Source organism: Vibrio olivae (assembly GCF_042428525.1).
Lineage (GTDB): Bacteria > Pseudomonadota > Gammaproteobacteria > Enterobacterales > Vibrionaceae > Vibrio > Vibrio olivae.
This window is the reverse complement of sequence record NZ_JBHMEP010000001.1, coordinates 1,901,552-1,918,337: the sequence shown is the minus strand read 5'-3', so window position 1 is coordinate 1,918,337 and position 16,786 is coordinate 1,901,552. Positions and strand designations below refer to the sequence as shown.

14 protein-coding genes are annotated in these 16,786 nt (G+C 44.1%); 8 read left to right on the top strand and 6 right to left on the bottom strand.

Annotation, left to right across the window (positions count from 1 at the left end):
* Positions 1–17: 17 nt before the first annotated feature.
* Positions 18–896, top strand: a complete 879-nt coding sequence (locus ACFFUV_RS08905) for an alanyl-tRNA editing protein (RefSeq protein ID WP_390191343.1) — start codon at positions 18–20, stop codon at positions 894–896.
* 353 nt (positions 897–1,249) lie between these two features.
* On the top strand, positions 1,250–1,477 hold the full coding sequence (locus ACFFUV_RS08900; protein WP_390191917.1) for a zinc ribbon domain-containing protein: 228 nt from the start codon (positions 1,250–1,252) through the stop codon (positions 1,475–1,477).
* Here the strand turns inward: ACFFUV_RS08900 and xseA are convergent.
* A complete protein-coding gene (xseA, locus tag ACFFUV_RS08895) occupies positions 1,474–2,796 on the bottom strand; it encodes an exodeoxyribonuclease VII large subunit (protein ID WP_390191340.1) in 1,323 nt (440 codons plus the stop codon). The genes ACFFUV_RS08900 and xseA overlap by 4 nt on opposite strands.
* Before the next feature lie 216 nt (positions 2,797–3,012).
* Between xseA and guaB the strand changes: the two genes are divergently transcribed.
* Complete coding sequence (guaB, locus tag ACFFUV_RS08890) at positions 3,013–4,476, top strand: IMP dehydrogenase (protein ID WP_390191337.1); 1,464 nt, start codon at positions 3,013–3,015, stop codon at positions 4,474–4,476.
* 102 nt (positions 4,477–4,578) lie between these two features.
* A complete protein-coding gene (gene guaA, locus ACFFUV_RS08885) occupies positions 4,579–6,129 on the top strand; it encodes a glutamine-hydrolyzing GMP synthase (RefSeq protein WP_390191335.1) in 1,551 nt (516 codons plus the stop codon).
* A 70-nt stretch (positions 6,130–6,199) separates the two neighbouring features.
* On the opposite strand, the gene cls is transcribed toward guaA, so the two are convergent.
* A complete protein-coding gene (cls, locus tag ACFFUV_RS08880; protein WP_390191332.1) occupies positions 6,200–7,609 on the bottom strand; it encodes a cardiolipin synthase in 1,410 nt (469 codons plus the stop codon).
* A 647-nt stretch (positions 7,610–8,256) separates the two neighbouring features.
* Between cls and ACFFUV_RS08875 the strand changes: the two genes are divergently transcribed.
* The 3 genes from ACFFUV_RS08875 (at position 8,257) to ACFFUV_RS08865 (ending at position 11,017) form a co-directional block, all read left to right on the top strand.
* Positions 8,257–8,982: an outer membrane protein OmpK gene (locus ACFFUV_RS08875; RefSeq protein ID WP_390191330.1), complete on the top strand. Its 726-nt coding sequence runs from the start codon at positions 8,257–8,259 to the stop codon at positions 8,980–8,982.
* Between the two features lie 250 nt (positions 8,983–9,232).
* Positions 9,233–9,826, top strand: a complete 594-nt coding sequence (locus tag ACFFUV_RS08870; protein WP_390191327.1) for an acetate uptake transporter — start codon at positions 9,233–9,235, stop codon at positions 9,824–9,826.
* A 192-nt stretch (positions 9,827–10,018) separates the two neighbouring features.
* Complete coding sequence (locus ACFFUV_RS08865; RefSeq protein ID WP_390191325.1) at positions 10,019–11,017, top strand: HAD family hydrolase; 999 nt, start codon at positions 10,019–10,021, stop codon at positions 11,015–11,017.
* Positions 11,018–11,087: 70 nt separating this feature from the next.
* Here ACFFUV_RS08865 and ACFFUV_RS08860 read toward each other — a convergent pair whose 3' ends face one another.
* The 4 genes from ACFFUV_RS08860 to ACFFUV_RS08845 form a co-directional block, all read right to left on the bottom strand.
* Complete coding sequence (locus tag ACFFUV_RS08860) at positions 11,088–12,632, bottom strand: alanine/glycine:cation symporter family protein (protein ID WP_390191324.1); 1,545 nt, start codon at positions 12,630–12,632, stop codon at positions 11,088–11,090.
* A 393-nt stretch (positions 12,633–13,025) separates the two neighbouring features.
* On the bottom strand, positions 13,026–14,135 hold the full coding sequence (locus ACFFUV_RS08855; RefSeq protein WP_390191322.1) for an AI-2E family transporter: 1,110 nt from the start codon (positions 14,133–14,135) through the stop codon (positions 13,026–13,028).
* Positions 14,128–14,829: a potassium channel family protein gene (locus ACFFUV_RS08850; RefSeq protein WP_390191321.1), complete on the bottom strand. Its 702-nt coding sequence runs from the start codon at positions 14,827–14,829 to the stop codon at positions 14,128–14,130. The genes ACFFUV_RS08855 and ACFFUV_RS08850 overlap by 8 nt, the downstream gene beginning before the upstream one ends.
* Before the next feature lie 331 nt (positions 14,830–15,160).
* Complete coding sequence (locus ACFFUV_RS08845) at positions 15,161–15,481, bottom strand: hypothetical protein (RefSeq protein WP_390191319.1); 321 nt, start codon at positions 15,479–15,481, stop codon at positions 15,161–15,163.
* Between the two features lie 517 nt (positions 15,482–15,998).
* On the opposite strand from ACFFUV_RS08845, the gene ACFFUV_RS08840 reads away from it, so the two are divergent.
* Positions 15,999–16,784: an ABC transporter ATP-binding protein gene (locus ACFFUV_RS08840; protein WP_390191318.1), complete on the top strand. Its 786-nt coding sequence runs from the start codon at positions 15,999–16,001 to the stop codon at positions 16,782–16,784.
* The last annotated feature ends 2 nt before the right edge of the window (positions 16,785–16,786 follow it).

Genomic DNA, 16,786 nt, shown 5'->3' with positions numbered 1-16,786 from the left:
AATCAAAAGGAATGAGCATGACAGTCAGTGCAACCCACATTCGTTTTTGCCATCAAATTTGGCAGTTAGATGCGTCGGTACAATGGATTCAACCCTGCGAGGGAGGCCTAGATATTGTTACCGATATTTCACCTTTTCACCCTGTGAGTCATATATGGCCAGACCATCCAGCGGATAAGGGCGTTATTTGTACCGAAGCTCAATCAGTGGCGGTCGTTGATTGTTTGGTTGGAGCCTTTGAACATCAAAGCCAACAATTATGGATAGGTGAGAATATTCCCGTAAAACGCGATACACCGGGGTGGGAGTTTGTTGTAGTACATCGAGTTTTAGATAATTGTATTGTTAAATTCGGCGATATAGTGAAATTATCTGTTGATGAGAACTACCAACGTGCACTTAGCCGAGGCCATAGCGCAGGACATTTAGCGTATTTAGCCCTTAACAAAGTGCTCGATATAGCCTACTGGCGAAAGGATGCAGAGCGTAAAGATACGCTTGGTCACCGAGATTTCAATAGTTATGCTCAGCAAACAAGTACGGTGACCACCGACCAATGTGTCGATTGTTATCGATTGGGGAAAACGTTGCGTAAGCGAGGTTTAAACAGTGCTGAGGTGATTGAACAGTTATCTTCGATAGAAAACTCTGTTAATCAACAACTTAAAGATTGGCTAGCGCTGGATTCAAAAGTGACAATGCGCTGTGAGGGCCCCAGTCTAACGGATTCTCGCTATTGGCAGTGCGATCTACACGAGCCACAACTCGCGGTTATTCCTTGCGGTGGGACTCATATTGAATCACTCGCAGATATCGCTGAGTGTCAGGTACGATTAGTGAAGGTTGATGAACAAAATCTCGAAATGCACACGCATGTAATTGCGCCATCGCAATAAGCGATCTTTTTATTTAATACTGAATTAAAGATAAAAAATATAAAAGTCAGGATATTTATCTGTATTAAATCCAAATGCAGCACATGTAACTTATGCTTTCGGTATGTGGTTATATAAAAGTTCTTTTAAGGGCAGATCGCTGAACAAAGAGTATTAAGCCTCCGATCGTCAAAGGATCTTTTCGATCAACAGACAGGGGTAGAGGAGTGCGTATGTTTCGCCGACTACGCTCAATCTATCGTCAATATGAGCGCTAATATAGATCGTTACTTGTCTATTGTGATGAAGATCAATGCTGATTAATGATCGCAACGTTTACCATCTGGATATGCGCTTTACTGAGGAACCCAATGATGAGTGACAATCTATGCCCTAACTGTCAGCAGTCTCTTGAATGGGATAATGGGTATGTGTGCAAAGTATGCAGCCAACGTTATCAAAAACAAGCCGATTGCCCAGAGTGCGGTCATCAACTTGAAAAATTACAGGCGTGCGGTGCGGCAAGTTACTTTTGTAATCACTGTAATGAACTTAAATCGAAATCGCGTTTAACTTTTCGATTTATTGCCAAAGCGGACTAATCGACCGTTGACTTGAACTCGCCTGATGCAAGTCGAGTAATGACTTTGTCTCCTGACTGCAACGAGGAGGCATCGGTAATGACATCACCATCTGCTGATTGTGTAATCGAGTAACCACGTTTTAGTGTCGCGAGTGGACTTACGGTATCAAGCTTTTCAGCCGCTAAGGAAAGTTGATGGCGACGGTTGAGTAATTGATGCTTCAGTGCGTCTTGTAAACGACGTGTCGACTGCTGGAGATGATTTTGCTGATGGCTCAATTGATATTGAGGAGAACACAAAGCTAGTCGATGATCTAACCGTTGTAAACCTTGCTTTTTCTGAGAGAGTTGGTGCTGTATACCACGCGCTAAGCGTATTTGTAGATCGTCAAGTTGTTGCGCCTGCTGCATTAAGCGTTGGCGCGGGTGTTGACGTTCCAGGCGGTGCGATAGCATGGAGAGCTGATGCTGCTGTTTAGAAAAATAGTGCAGCATACTGCTCGCTAGATGCTGTTGACGCTGCTGGAATACTTGCTGTTTATGGCTATTATCTCGGCTGACGAGTTCGGCTGCTGCTGAGGGGGTCGGTGCACGAACATCGGCAACGAAATCGGCAATGGTGACATCCACTTCATGGCCAACAGCACTGATGATTGGTATTTGACTCGCCGCGATAGTGCGAGCGACGATTTCATTGTTAAAACACCACAAGTCTTCCAGTGAGCCACCGCCCCGGCCAACGATCAAAACATCACATTCGGCGCGTGCATTTGCGCGACCAATCGCTTGAGCGATTTGAATAGCCGCTTCCTCGCCTTGAACGAGCGTTGGATAAACAACAACAGGCAAACTTGGATCTCGGCGTTTTAACACATCTAAAATATCGTATAAAGCGGCACCGGTTTTAGACGTTATGACCCCGACACGTTGAGGATGCTCGGGAAGCGGTGTCTTGAGAGCTTGAGCAAATAAGCCTTCGGCAGCCAGCTTCATTTTTAATTCGTCAAACTGCTGCTGTAGACGACCATCGCCTTCAGGTTGCATTGATTCGATAATTAACTGGTAATCACCACGAGGTTCATAAAGCGATAAACGCGCTTTGACTAATACTTGATTGCCAGCTTGGGGCTTGAAGGTGACGCGGCGGTTGTTCCCTTTGAACATCGCGCATTTAACCTGCGCACGACTATCTTTTAGTGTGAAGTACCAGTGCCCAGAAACAGGCGCAGAAAAGTTGGAGATTTCGCCAACCAGCCAAACTATTCCCATTTCATTTTCTAGTAACAAACGTACTTCAGCATTTAAACGTGAAACGGTGAATATATTTTGATTGGTCATATGAGAGGGCTAATTCCGAAGACGTGAGTATGGAAATTAGCGGCAATATAATACATATCAAGGGGGATAATGCAAATAAAATATATAAAAATGTGTAGCCAAGCGATTTCGTTCGCCGTATAATCCCTCCGCAATATCTAATCCAAATGACTTTATTACGCGAAACGATAAAGCTTGGATTTACTTTTTTAAACCTCTTGTTGTGAGATATTGCAAATGTTAAGAATTGCCAAAGAAGCGCTGACTTTCGACGACGTATTACTCGTACCAGCACACTCCACCGTTCTCCCAAATACAGCCGATCTTCGCACTCGGTTGACCAAAAACATAAACCTGAACATTCCTATGATTTCCGCGTCCATGGACACGGTCACTGAAGCTCGCCTTGCGATTGCGCTTGCTCAGGAAGGTGGTATTGGTTTTATTCACAAAAACATGTCGATTGAACAACAAGCGGCAGAAGTCAGTAAAGTTAAGAAATTTGAAGCAGGTGTGGTTACAGACCCTGTAACAGTCAGCCCTGATGCGACCATTGCCGATGTGGTTGCGTTAACCGAAAAACATGGCTTTGCTGGTTTTCCTGTGGTGACTGAAAGCAACGAATTGGTCGGTATTATTACCGGGCGTGATGTACGCTTTGTAACAGATTTGAGCAAAAAAGTCGCTTCAGTGATGACGCCGAAAGAGAGCTTGGCTGCCGTTCAAGAAGGTGCTACTCGCGCTGAAGTACAAGAAAAAATGCATGAAGCGCGTGTTGAGAAAGTTCTGGTTGTGAATGATGAATTCCAGCTTACCGGTATGATCACCGCAAAAGACTTCCACAAAGCAGAACGTAAACCAAATGCATGTAAAGATGATCGTGGTCGTTTACGTGTTGGCGCGGCCGTGGGAGCGGGTGCAGGTAACGAAGAACGTGTTGCGGCTCTGGTTGCAGCTGGTATCGATGTGCTTTTGATTGACTCTTCTCACGGGCACTCAGAAGGCGTTCTACAACGCATCCGTGATACCCGCGCTGCTTACCCAGATCTTGATATCATTGGTGGTAACGTGGCAACGGGCGCCGGAGCAAAAGCTCTGATTGAAGCGGGTGTGAGTGCTGTAAAAGTGGGTATCGGCCCAGGCTCTATCTGTACGACTCGCATTGTTACTGGGGTAGGGGTTCCACAAATTACCGCGATTGCTGATGCTGTCGAAGTGGCGAATGAATACGGTATTCCGGTGATTGCTGATGGCGGTATTCGTTTTTCAGGTGATATCTGTAAAGCCATCGTTGCTGGCGCATCGTGTGTGATGGTAGGTTCAATGTTCGCTGGAACGGAAGAATCTCCAGGCGAAGTCATTCTTTACAATGGTCGTTCGTACAAATCATACCGTGGTATGGGATCTCTGGGCGCAATGTCTCAAGGCTCTTCTGATCGCTACTTCCAAACAGACAACGCGGCAGACAAACTTGTGCCTGAAGGTATTGAAGGTCGCATCGCGTACAAAGGCCGCCTAAAAGAGATCGTTCACCAGCAAATGGGTGGTTTGCGTTCAAGCATGGGTCTTACAGGCTCAGCGACTATCGAAGATATGCGAACTAAAGCGGAATTCGTCCGTATTTCTGGTGCGGGCATGCAGGAATCTCATGTCCATGACGTGCAGATCACGAAAGAAGCACCGAACTATCGTTTAGGTTAAGGTATTAGGCTTACGTAAACGTTTGCTTTTTTCCTTGAAGCCTTGATGTGAGGCGGGTACACTCGCCTCCGTTTTCTTCACTTAGCTAAAAGACTGCCCACAATGACGAAAAATATTCATGACCAACGTATTCTGATTCTTGATTTTGGATCTCAGTACACACAATTGGTCGCACGCCGCGTTCGTGAAATCGGTGTTTACTGTGAACTTTGGAGTTGGGATGTAGATGAAGCGGATATTCGTGAATTCAATCCTGACGGCATTATTCTTTCAGGTGGCCCTGAAAGTGTAACCGAACATAACTCACCTCGTGCCCCACAATATGTATTTGATAGTGGCTTACCGGTATTGGGTGTTTGTTACGGCATGCAAACCATGGCAGAGCAGTTAGGCGGGCAAGTTGCCGGTTCTAACGAACGTGAATTTGGTTACGCACAAGTGAACGTCACCGAGTGTTCTCTATTCAAAGATCTTGATGCGATTCAAGACGTTTGGATGAGCCACGGTGACAAAGTTGTCGAAATTCCTGCTGACTTTACTCAAGTTGGCTCAACGGACACCTGCCCATATGCGGCAATGGCTAATGAAGAGAAGAAATACTTCGGTGTTCAGTTCCACCCTGAAGTTACTCATACCAAACAAGGTCTTCAGATGCTGGAGAACTTTGTTCTGGGCGTCTGTGGCTGTGAACGCTTATGGACATCAGAATCCATTATCGAAGATGCAGTTGCTCGTATCAAAGAACAAGTTGGTGATGATGAAGTCATTCTTGGTCTATCGGGTGGGGTAGATTCATCGGTTGTTGCGATGCTGGTTCACCGTGCTATCGGAGATCGCTTAACGTGTGTGTTCGTTGATAACGGGCTACTACGTTTAAACGAAGCTGAGCAAGTGATGGAGATGTTTGGCGATAAATTTGGCCTCAACATCATTCATATTGACGCGGAAGAACGTTTCCTTAAAGCGTTAGAAGGGAAATCAGACCCTGAAGAAAAACGCAAAACCATTGGTCATGTGTTTGTTGAAGTTTTTGATGAAGAGTCGAAGAAACTGAAAAATGCAAAATGGCTTGCTCAAGGAACGATTTATCCTGATGTGATCGAATCGGCAGCATCGAAAACTGGTAAAGCACATGTAATTAAATCTCACCATAACGTCGGCGGTTTGCCAGACGATATGCAAATGGGGTTAGTCGAGCCGTTGCGTGAACTGTTTAAAGACGAAGTGCGTAAGATTGGTCTTGAACTTGGTTTGCCATACAACATGCTTTACCGCCATCCATTCCCTGGGCCTGGTCTTGGTGTCCGCGTGCTAGGTGAAATTAAGAAAGAGTACTGTGATTTACTTCGCCGTGCGGATGCTATCTTCATTGAAGAGCTTCACGCTGCTGATCTGTATAACAAAGTCTCTCAAGCCTTTACGGTATTTTTACCTGTACGTTCTGTTGGCGTTATGGGCGATGGTCGTAAATACGACTGGGTAGTTTCGCTGCGCGCAGTGGAAACCATTGACTTTATGACTGCACATTGGGCGCATTTGCCATACGATTTCCTTGGCCGCGTATCGAACCGTATCATCAACGAAGTCGACGGTATTTCTCGCGTGGTTTACGATATCTCTGGTAAGCCACCAGCGACAATTGAGTGGGAATAATTGTTAGGCCGTAGAGTTTGACACTAGCAATCACTCAGTGATGATTAAGCCCGCATAACAGCGGGCTTTTTTATAGTATTGGAGCGAGTAATCGCGATAATTTCACTCCCAACCACCACCATAAAGGTCGCTGCTTTAGAGCGTCTGGATCTATTGGTTGCGCATTATCGAAATCTTTCTCAAACATTGTTTCTATTTGGTTGGCGAGGTCTGTATCGACAGTTACCACCGATACCTCGAAGTTAAGACGAAACGAGCGGTTGTCGAAGTTATGTGTTCCCACGCTTGAGGTATGCTCATCAATCAACATCGCTTTTTGGTGCAGAAACCCCGGCTTATAGGCATAAAAGCGAATGTTTAGCTCGCACAACTTTTGTATATAGTGGAATGATGCCAAGTACACAGGAAGGCTATCGGGCTTGCCTGTCGTAATTATTCGTACATCCACCCCGCGTAGGGCTGCAAGTTGCAATGCTTTCATGACCGCTTCATCTGGAATGAAATAAGGGGAAGATAACCAGATACGTTGCTTAGCGCTATTGATGGCGGCGACGAAAAACAAGCTGGCGTTTTCTAATGAGCCTGTTGGCGCGGTGGGAAAGACCATCACTTTCTGGTTATTTTGATGGGAGGCGGTGGGAGTCCAGTTGACCGTCGGGATTTTGCGAGTTGCCCAGTACCAATCAGATAATATCGTTAATTGTATTGGTAATACCGCTGGCCCTTCGAGTTTGATATGAGTATCTCGCCATGGGCTTAACTTTGGATTTCGCCCCAAATACTCATCTCCAACATTGTGCCCACCGAGCCAAGCGCTGAGGCCATCGATCACTACCATTTTTCGGTGGTTGCGAAAATTCAATTGAAAACGATTTAACCATCCTTGGTTCGGTTTAAAAGAGCTGACCTCAATACCCTGTGAACGCATTTCTTTGACATACGTTTTGGATAAATCTTGACTGCCAATTTCGTCAAATAAGACGATCACTTTGATGCCTGCTTGGGCGCGTTTTGTGAGTGCAGCTTTGACTTTTTGCCCGAGTTCATCATCTCGAATCATGTAGAACTGAAAAAGAATGTACTGCTTTGCCTGTGCGATCCCTTCGAGGATACTCTCGAACGTCGCGTGCCCATTTATCAGTAATGTCATTGAGTTATTGCTGACGATTGGGTGCTGGGAAATGTCTTGGGTTGCTTGAAACCAATGTGGGCATTGTTTTTCTGGAACTTGCCATGGTCTAAGGTGCTGAGCACAATTGGTCTTCAAATTACTCATTTCTTTGGCTCGCTGCTCAAATGCTTCAACTCTACCTTGAAAGCGATTTCGTCCAAAAACGGCGTACAAAGGAATAGCAATAAAAGGAACGGTGACAAGAGAAATAACCCATGCGACCGCGCCAGTCGGTGTCCGTGCGGTCATGGCGGCATGCAAAGCTGTCACTATACCAAGGATATAAACAACAATGAGTGTTACTACCATCACTGCTCGATACCAATGAGTTTAGGTTTATGAATCATGAGGGTAAAATCTCCTATCTCAGGGTTTTGATGTGTATTTGTCTGATTTATAGGTCAAGCGAATACCTAACCACCACATTAACACTGTTATTCGGCATCTCCTAGGTGGAGAAAAATAGCGTAGTGCCCTTCTAACGCCCCACAGACTGGTCCCAGTTTGATTCCACTCGTCTCATATCAAGGTGTTTGGTCGTCAATGATATGCGTTTGCTCTTAGTGTATTCACTCCCGTATTTCATCCAGGCAATTTCCCCAGTCAACATTACTTATTATTCCTAGATCTATAACAGTCTGTTTTTATGCACAGTTTTGGATAAAAGCAGCGGGAATTTGCACCTAAAGTATGCGTTTAGAACGCTGCCTATCAATAATAAAGGATGATTAATTATTCATATATTATTGATAATCATAATGTTGTTAATTTTTTTTAAATAAATTAACCAAGTGGTCAGCTTTTTGCTACGCGTAGCTTACTTGGGGTGAAGTCATTGCCACCATAAAGCGTCAGGCACCATAGAGCCACATTTGCTTGAGGAAATACATTCAGAGTGAAAGGGCTTCCCCCAAGTTAGGAGATATTAATAAAAATTATGTAAAGGAAGACAGATAATGAAATCTAAACAAGTCACGACGACTTTGCTCATCGGTTTATGCACGGCGGCAACGGCAACAACGGCTAATGCTGAAATGATCTGGCAAGACTTTAGTGTCAGTTATTTGAACGGTAGTGATTATGAAGTCGGCGATAAGGATCGCCAAGTCATCACGTTTGAGCATGCCAGTGGCCACTCTTGGGGCGATACGTTCTTCTTCTTAGACCGTTTGAAATGGGATGATGGGACCACTGAAAACTACAGTGAGTTTTCTCCTCGTGCGAGCTTAAGTCATCTTTCTGGTTCTTCACTTTCTTTTGGTCCAGTAAAAGATGTTTTGATCTCAACAACTTGGGAATCTGGTGAAGGATTTGATAACTTTTTATATGGCGTTGGTTTTGCGCTTGATGTTCCTGGGTTTAACTATTTCAACCTTAACTTTTATCAAGCCGACAACGATGAGTCTGATGATGATCAGCAGTTAACCTGGACGTGGGGATTGCCGGTAGAGATTGGCGGGGCAGAATTCTTATGGGATGGTTTCTTAGACTGGTCCTCTGCATCAGATACCAACTCGGCTGAAATGAACTGGACATCACAGGTTAAGTGGAACGCTGGTAAGTTGCTAGGTTTGTCTTCGCCGCTGTATTTAGGCATTGAGTACTCATTCTGGAACAATAAGTTTGGTATTAAAGATGCGGATGAGCGTAATGCCGCTTTGTTAGTGAAATGGCACTTCTAGAATAACGTACTTTACATTAGGTTAATGATTTAAAAAAGCTCGCAATAGGCGAGCTTTTTGTTTTTAACTATCTGTTAATAATGTATTTTTTATTATTTACTTTCGTTTGTTGAGCTTTTGTTTTTAATCAACCCAATAACTATATAAATGGAATCTTAGTTTTCATAAATACAATCTTATCTTTTGGCGATGAGGCATTTAAAATCCGCGCGTATTTTTTATTCATATTTTTGAAAAAGGGTTTTATTCGATGTCGACAAAACTGGCTAATCCAGCACCTTTAGGTTTAATGGGATTTGGTATGACAACCATTCTCCTCAACATTCACAATGCTGGGTTTTTCCCTATGGATTCTATGATCCTTGCGATGGGCATCTTCTACGGTGGGCTAAGCCAAGTGATTGTCGGTATCATGTGCTTTAAACGTGGTGATACCTTTGGCACTACAGCATTTACTTCATACGGTCTATTTTGGTTGACCTTGGTTGGTCTGATTGTCATGCCTTATATGGGGCTACCTGCGAGCCCGGCTCATTTCATGGGTTGGTACTTAGCATTGTGGGGCGTCTTTACTGGCTTTATGTTTATCGGTACTTTTTGCTACCCTGTGGCGAAACGTGTGGTGTTTGGTTCACTCACAATTTTGTTTGCGTTACTGGCGATTCGTGACTTTACTGGCAGTGAAGCGATTGGTTTTACCGCTGGTGTTGTCGGCATTTTCTGTGGCGCAAGTGCGATTTACTTCGCGATGGCCCAAGTGCTTAACAACGAATTTGGTCGCGTTGTGTTACCTGTCGGCGATAAGAAAAAGCCAGCTTTACAAGCGGTAAAAGCGGCGGCTTAACGCTGAAGGCTTGAAAAGAGAAAGCGAGCAATAAGCTCGCTTTTTTTGTGCGTGAAACGTATTACTTTTAAGATATTTCTTCGGTTTCATCTAAGAAAATACGTTATTAACTTAGCTCTTATTTTTCATATTGGCTGGTGTCCTAAACTGGCTCCGATCCTATTTACATGACCTCAAACAGGAATTGCCAAAATGAAAATATTCGTGACATCCGTGCGCGCCATTTTTATCGCGATGTTAAGTTTGGCTTTGTGCCAAACTGCGATGGCGAAAGAGAGCGATCCGTTGCCTTCTTGGAATGACGGCCCAACTAAGTCTGCTATTATTGAGTTTATGGATAAGGCGACGGATGAATACTCGGAGCAGTATGTCCCACTTGATGAGCGTGTTGCGACGTTTGATAACGATGGAACCTTGTGGTCTGAGAAGCCGCTTTATTTCCAGTTGCTTTTTGCCCTAGATCGTGTCGCTCAGCTGGCCAAAGATCATCCCCAGTGGCCAAAAACCCCCCCTTTCTCTTACGTACTAAACGGGGAAACCGATAAGCTTTCCACACAAGATATTCTGACTATCGTTGAAGCCACGCATTCAGGCATGTCGAGTGATGAGTTTGATAAAATCGTTAAAGACTGGATTAGCACCGCGAAACATCCGACAACGGGTAAGCCTTATACCTCGATGGTGTTTAAACCGATGCTTGAGCTAATGAATTATTTCCGTAGCCATGGATTTAAAACTTTCATTGTTTCTGGTGGAGGCAATGCATTTATGCGAGCTTGGGTTTCATCAACCTATAACATTCCTCCCGAGCAAGTGATTGGGTCGAGAATGGCGGCAGAATACCAACTTATTGATGGAAAACCCCAAATCACGCGTTTGCCTGAGTTAGTGGTAAACAATGATAAAGCCATGAAGCCAGTGGAAATTTATCAAGCGATTGGGCGTAGGCCTGTTGCTGCGTTTGGTAACTCTGATGGTGATTTAGCGATGTTGCAATGGACGATCGCAGGTGAAGGGCCTCGATTGGCTATGTTTGTTCACCATACTGATGCGAAACGGGAGTGGCAGTATGACCGACACTCTTCGGTTGGGAAATTAGACAAAGGACTGGATGAAGCCAAGGCTGGCGGCTGGTTAATCGCGGATATGAAAAAAGACTGGAAGCAAATCTATCCCGGTGACGATAAATAAATGTTTGAAACTAAAAAAGGGTTAGCCATATGGCTAACCCTTTTATTAAAAGACGAAATGCTTGCTACGATTAGTAAGGCACTCGTTCACCATCAGTAGAAGCGGTCGGCGCTTCTTGTTCTGGTGCTTTGCCAGTTCGACGTAAGTATTTTTCTTCCCAATATTTGGCCCCTTTGATACCAAGCTTCACAGGGTTAAAGGTAAATTCTTCAACGCCCGCTTTTTGTTGCTCTTCGTAATCTTTCAGCGCTTTAATTGCAGGCTTCGCCATAAAGAACAGAATTAAGATGCCAACGATATTGAGCCATGCCATCAAGCCTACGCCGACATCACCCATCGCCCATGCGAGGTTTGCGGTTTTAATCGTTCCATAAAAGACAGAGGCAATGATCACCAGTTTAAGTAAGAACATTAAACCGCTGACTTTCACGCTGCGGCGAATGTATGCGATATTGGTTTCTGCGATGTAGTAATATGCCAGTACCGTTGTAAAGGAGAAGAAGAACAACGCAACGGCAATAAACAGTTTGCCGACACCGGGTAGGGCACTTTCAATCGCCATCTGAGTGAAGACTGGGCCATTGGCTCCGATATTCGCAGCTAAGTTTTGAACGATGAAACCATCGTCGCCATGTACGTTATAAGAGCCTGTAATCAAAATCATAAAGGCGGTCGCTGAACACACAAGCAACGTATCAATATAGATGGAGAATGACTGCACTAAACCTTGCTGTGCTGGGTGGTCGACATTAGCGGCTGCGGCTGCGTGAGGACCAGTCCCTTGACCTGCTTCATTTGAATACACACCACGTTTTACCCCCCAACCAATGGCTGCACCGAAGCCTGCCATCGGTGTAAAGGCATCATCGATGATCATAGAGAAAATGCGAGGCAATTCGCCGATATTGAGCAAAATAATGATAAACGCGGTAATGATGTAGGCAAGCGCCATAAATGGCACCACAACTTGAGTGAAGTTTGCGATACGCTTTACACCACCAAAGATAATAAATGCCAGAATGATCGAGATGACGGTTCCTGTGAAGATCTTAGCAAAGCTAAAGGTTCCAATTGCAGTCTCGATCATCGCACCAGTGCCAAAGGCCGCTTCAACCGCATTACCGATACTATTTGATTGAACGCCAGGAAGCAGGACGCCACATGCGAAGATGGTCGCGATGGCAAAAATCCATGCATACCATTTCTGACCCATGGCTTTTTCGATGTAGTAGGCTGGACCACCGCGAAACTCGCCTTTATCTTCTTCTTTGTATATCTGTGCCAGTGTCGATTCAATGTATGAAGTTGCGGCCCCAAAAAACGCGACCATCCACATCCAAAAGATAGCCCCAGGGCCACCAAATCCAATTGCGGCGGCAACGCCAGCAATATTACCGGTACCAACTCGACCAGAAAGCGAAACGGCTAACGCTTGAAAAGAGGAGATGCCTTTGGTTGAGCTTTTTCCGGATAGAAGAAGACGCCACATTTCAAAAAAGTGCCGAATTTGCACAAAACGTGTCATGACGGAATAGAAGAGTCCGGCTCCCAAACATAAATAGATGAGAGCAGGGCTCCAGATGATTCCGTTAAGAAAATCAACGAGTGACTGCATAAGTATTTCCCTGTTTTTTTGTATGTTGTGTTTGTTATTCCAGCGGAATATTACCCTTTTTGTAATTCATTTGTTAAACGTTTTATCTATTTCTGTCATTAAGCGTGATTGATGGCGCAAAACACTTTGATAGAGCCAATAACTAGAGATATAAATTAGAAATGGCTTATATTTTCGAATTTAGAGTAGGTATGTGCTTGGTTTGAGGTTTTATTCAGTTGGTTAAATGTTGGGCGGTTGAACGTTAACGCTGAAAAATGGTTGAAAAATCAGCATATTTATCCCTTTTATAACGCAAATGTGGCGTCAGTATAAAATGGACAAGTAGAATCGTGGGCGTTTTATGTTGGCAAGAAGCTGACTTGCTAAATCGCAAGTCAGCCCGTTAGAGGATTATTCTTGGTCGACGATTTCTGCGATGGAGGCTTTCGCCTCTGGCGATCTTTTTAGCCACAGAACAAATAATTCATACCAGATAGAGAGAATGACCGCGCCTAAGAATAACCCGATAATCCCCGCAAACAACATGCCTCCAATCGCCCCAATGAGAATAATCGGCATCGGAATATCGACTCCGCGCCCCATTAGCATGGGTTTTAATACATTATCAGATAATCCGCCAACCAAAGCCCAAATGACAAATAGTGTGGTGGTTGTGGTATCGCTGGTGGAGTAGACATAAAACATGACTGGCGCCACAACCAGTAACGCAGGGAGTTGGGCAATACACAACACCAAAACTAACAGGGTTAATAACCCTGCACCAGGAATACCAAATACAAAGAATGAGGCTCCAATGATCATCGATTGAATAAACGCAACGCCGATCACCCCAACCAATACACTGCGAATGGTTGCTGCGATCATTTCTGTCCATTCTGTGGCTTGTTCACCGGCAGTGCGGACTGCGACCGTTTGTAAGGTGGCGGTGATTTTCTCGGAGTTCGCCATGAACAGTCCTGAAATGGCTAACGCAATAATAAACACCACCAAACTGGTAAAGGCTCCGCCAAGTATAGAGGCGAGAGTGGTGGCTAATGCTTTAATTTCAGGCAGGAAGTTACTAATTGCCTTTTCTAAATTGGTGGCAAATAACGCCCAAATTTCATAGAGCTTACCGCCAATCAACGGGATATTAGCGACTTTTTCTGTTGGCCTGGGAAGTTCAATGCTACCTTGTTGCAAACTGTGGGTGATGTGCGTTATTCCATCATAAATTGAGCCGGATACAGTTAAAAATGGCGACATCAAAATTAAAATACCGGCAATCGAGACCAACGTTGCCGCGAGTCCACGCCGTCCTTTCAGTAACACTTCGAGCCGGTTGGTCACTGGAAGCAGTGCAACAGCAATGATCGCTCCCCACAGAACAGGAATAATAAAAGGCTTAATGATGTCGTAAGTAAAGACCAACAAGATGATCAGAAGACCGATGCGTATCGCAGACTCCACCATATTATTGACGAAAATTTTATTCTGACGTTGTTCGAATTGTTTATGCATTTTGATTACCTTTATGAGCAATGTGAGCACTCACTAAACTGGAGACGACAATGGCCATGTAAAACAGGCCCGCGATCGCTTCGAGATACGTTAAAACTTGTGATAACGGCGTGATTGGGCTGATATCGCCATAGCCTAAAGTGGTCAAGGTGACGAAACTAAAATAGGCAATGTGAGAAAAGTTATTGACCCATGATTGAGATTTAATACCGGCAAATGCCTCAGGGATAAACTGCAAAATGATTAGATAAGCAAAGGCCCATACTAATCCCAGAAGAAGAAACAGCGCGACTGAGCCAACGATTTGATTTGCGGTGACTTGGTCAGTAAAGAGGATCTGTTTCGCAATCGATTTAAACGTCGATAAGAAAAACACAAAATTTAGGGCGAGCATCCATGGCTCAAGTGGTAGCGTTGAAAAGACTAAGTGAGCAACGTTAAGAGCGAGCCACAAAACCAGTAGTAGTAATAAAAACCGAAACCACTGCGGGTCAAAACGAAGGCTAAACAGACACACTCCCAGAGTTAGGGTGACAAACCCCATAAATAGAGAATCAATCAGTCGGTTTTCAAGTAAAGGGAGGATTGAGCTACTCACTAGCAATGCAATCAAGGCTAGAGTCAGGTAGATAAAATTATTTTGAGGATTAATTTTTTTGATTAACACAGTTTTTTTACCTAAGCCTGATGCCATAGAGAAAAGGCAGACATGCACGCAAATTCGGGTTTGCTTAAAGTGCGCAAAATATAGAGGTGATGCTCTAAAACCTTGTTAGACGTAGGTCAATAATAACGAAAACCATATTGCGATAAATGGCGCGTCACCCTTTGATAAATATAGAATTTACCGAGGTACGCTAATAAATCATTGTGCCTATTCTCAAAGCTGAGTCAGTAAATGAAACAAAGGTAAGTTGTGAAGAGGGGGAGAAAAACAAAACGGCCAGTTCATCATGAACCAGCCGCTTAATTATGCTTTTGTGTAATGCCAATCAGTTCCATTGAGTTGGTTGTCCTTTATGTTATTAGTTTTGAGGACGAGCCAACCATGTTTGAGTGGTTAAGCTTTCACCATCATCTGCTGTTACAGTGAAAGTTGCCTTGCGAAGTTGACGTGTATCATTGCGTACAATTACAGCACCACCAGTTGATGTTTTATACGTATCTTGATCAAGACCTGATACCTGGATGGTTTTGTCTGCAACAGGCTGGCCGTCACGAGTGACCAAAACTGATGCCTCAGAACCGTGTTCGACAACATTCATTTCAATGTCGGATGCAAGTGCGCCAGCAGCAAAAGTAGTTGATACAGCAGCAGTGAAAATTACAGTAGCTAGTTTAAACATAATATTTACCTCATTCGTTAAATTGACGAGTAAATGAAATCGATGTGTTTCGTTTACCTGAGGTCAATATTAGAGGTGGCTCACACTTTTGACTATAGCAAAAACTCGCTCCTCTCATTCGAAAAATTAGAACGTTCTTTCTTTTTTTGTCATTATTTTTATATTATTCAATTTGTTATGTGTGTTTTTTGGTTAAAGAAATGTCACCTCAATTTTTATTTTTTTATATCTTTTATGCTTTATAGAGGTTTGATTAATAATTGACCGCATGAATACTCGGTGTGGGAGTGGGTTGGTATTCTATTCTCAGTGTTTTTTGTGAGTACACCTGCGTAAAAAGCGGTGTGCACGCTAAGTTTGATTTCGGACAAACTGACGACGAATTTCTTTTACTCAACAAAGAATTGGTTTTGCTACTCTTTTCATCACTCTGATTATCAGTAAAATAGCCCTCTTATTAATAAATGATAATTAAAATAGTTCTCAACTAGTTGCAGTGGAGACTGAGGGGCCGCTTATGTTCAAGGTATCGGGTGTCAAAATGGTTCGTAGCCAACGAACGATTCTTGAGATCGATGAACTTACTATTCCAACCGATCAACTGACTGTGGTGCTTGGCCACAATGGCTCTGGGAAATCGACATTAATGAGTTTACTTTCCGGTCAGCAAGCACCAGATAGCGGTAAAATTGAACTCGATACTAAGGATATCAGTCACTACGGGGCTAAAGACTTGGCCAAGCAAGTGGCTTTTTTGCCTCAGAAGTTGCCGGCAAGTGCAGGGCTTACTGTACGTGAATTAGTCCGTTTAGGGCGTTTCCCTTGGCGCGGTGCATTAGGACGCTGGCGCAAAGAAGACGCATCTATTATTGACGCCGCAATGGAAAAAACCGGAGTGAGTTCTTTTGCTGATACGCTGGTAGATGAACTCTCCGGAGGGGAACGTCAGCGCGCATGGGTCGCAATGCTATTAGCACAGGAATCTCCGGTTCTCATTCTCGATGAACCGACCTCAGCGCTGGATATTCAGCACCAATATCAATTAATGGCATTGTTAGCGGAATTAAACCAACAGCAAGGCTGCGGGATTATTGTTATTCTTCATGATCTTAACTTATCACTACGCTATGCGACTCATATTGTGGCGTTAAAGCAAGGTAAAGTGGCATTTTCTGGCCCTGCTGACCAGCAGATGGATGAGCAGAAGCTCTCCGACCTCTATCAAACTCCGATCAAGTTGATTTCTCACCCTCAGCCTCTTGAAGCGGCTCAAGACAAAAAGGTCGCGATTGTATGTGCATAAAG